The organism is Moorena sp. SIO4E2, assembly GCF_010671945.1.
GTDB lineage: Bacteria > Cyanobacteriota > Cyanobacteriia > Cyanobacteriales > Coleofasciculaceae > Moorena > Moorena producens.
Window position 1 is genome coordinate 1 of record NZ_JAAHIE010001222.1, and the last position, 1,396, is coordinate 1,396.

Genomic DNA, 1,396 nt, shown 5'->3' on the forward strand with positions numbered 1-1,396 from the left:
AAATTCGAGATGGTTTAACCTCACGTAGAAAGTTGAGAAGTTCTCGTAGAAACCGCAAAACTCGTTATCGACAGCCACGGTTTCTTAACCGTAAACGTCCTGATGGGTGGTTAGCTCCCAGTCTAATAGACCTCTCCAAAAACTTGAAACTTTCTCAGGCACTGCTTTTCAGCGATCAAATTGACCAAGTCAATTTTACGTTGAATTAACGCTATAATAAGCTTAAGAAGCTATTGATGTTAATTTAGCACTAAAACTATGAGCATAGACAACCTCAATTGTTTCAGCAATTTCCGAGGCTTTTGTTACTTGTAATACTAAGGCTCCTGTTCTCAATCTTACCAAACCACATATTGTCAAAATCACCCCAGAATATTTATTAGAATTTAGGCGAAACCTTTCTCCCGCTATTTTAAAAATTTTTACCAACCTAATCACATGTTCTACAAATATTCTGTTTGAAGATAATAGCTTGTTATATTTCTTTTGCTGTGAGGTTAACTCACCATTTCTTGGCTTTTTATGGGGAGTTCTTATTTGTTCTTCTCCTAGATAAGCTTTGTCCCCACTCAGTCGTTGTTTATCATCAAATTTTTTTAAACTTTCCCGACAAATATTTATGTCACTTTTGGGGCCTGGTTTACCGACCACTACATCCACTATATCTTCCCCTTTTGGCAAAACAATAAATTGATTTTTAAATGTATGGTTTTTCTTCTTGCCAGAATAGAATAATTTTTGTTGATTATAGTCTGAAGGTCTTTCTCTGACTTGTTCTGCGCTATCTACTATTAACTCATACTCAGTTAAGGCTTCTTGAATTATATCCTCGGATTCTTCGTACTTTTTTACTTGTTCTAACAAAGAAGCTGGTAGAGCTTCCCTGAAAATAGATTGCCAGTAGTTAAAAGTAGAGTTTGCTTTAGATTCACTCACCTGGAACTGTAGTCCGAGAAGTTGAAAGTTTATGTGATGTCGTAAGTAAATTAATGTCAAGACTATTTGGTCTTCAATTGATAATTTTTGTCCAGCACCTCCCCCAGGCTTTATTAGCCGGACTTTTTGATTTTCAATTTTTTCTTGATGTTGACGATGTAATAACTTAGCTTGTTCTATCAGTTGAGAGAGTTGCTCATAATTTATTCCTAGCAATCTTTTTGTTTGTTTAGGATTTTTTTGGATGTAGTTCCAAGTGTAGCTCATGGTTTTTGAGGTTGATAAAAGTGATTAATTTTATCTTATTTTACCATAAGTTTGTTTTTTGGAGAGGTCTAATGTCGAGAGTTCATAATATTCTCACATGGGTAAAAAAACTTACTCGATTTTGTCCGATAACTGGCATTTCTCAGGAATTAGTTAGGTTCGATACTCAGAAGATGGAAAACCCTGAAATTTC

General features: G+C 35.0%; 1 protein-coding gene and 2 pseudogenes. 2 read left to right on the forward strand and 1 reads right to left on the reverse strand.

The features are described from left to right. Positions 1-149, forward strand: a pseudogene (locus tag F6K37_RS42380) (RRXRR domain-containing protein); the annotation flags it as partial. Between the two features lie 73 nt (positions 150-222). Here the strand turns inward: F6K37_RS42380 and F6K37_RS42385 are convergent. Next, positions 223-1,203, reverse strand: coding sequence for a transposase family protein (locus F6K37_RS42385; RefSeq protein WP_008190751.1), 981 nt, complete (start codon positions 1,201-1,203; stop codon positions 223-225). A gap of 68 nt (positions 1,204-1,271) precedes the next feature. Between F6K37_RS42385 and F6K37_RS42390 the strand changes: the two are divergent. Then, positions 1,272-1,396, forward strand: a pseudogene (locus tag F6K37_RS42390) (RRXRR domain-containing protein); the annotation flags it as partial.

What these genes read in the sequence shown, in the direction of transcription:
- F6K37_RS42385 (WP_008190751.1), bottom strand. Translation starts at nt 1,203, where the DNA reads ATGAGCTACACTTGGAACTACATCCAAAAAAATCCTAAACAAACAAAA.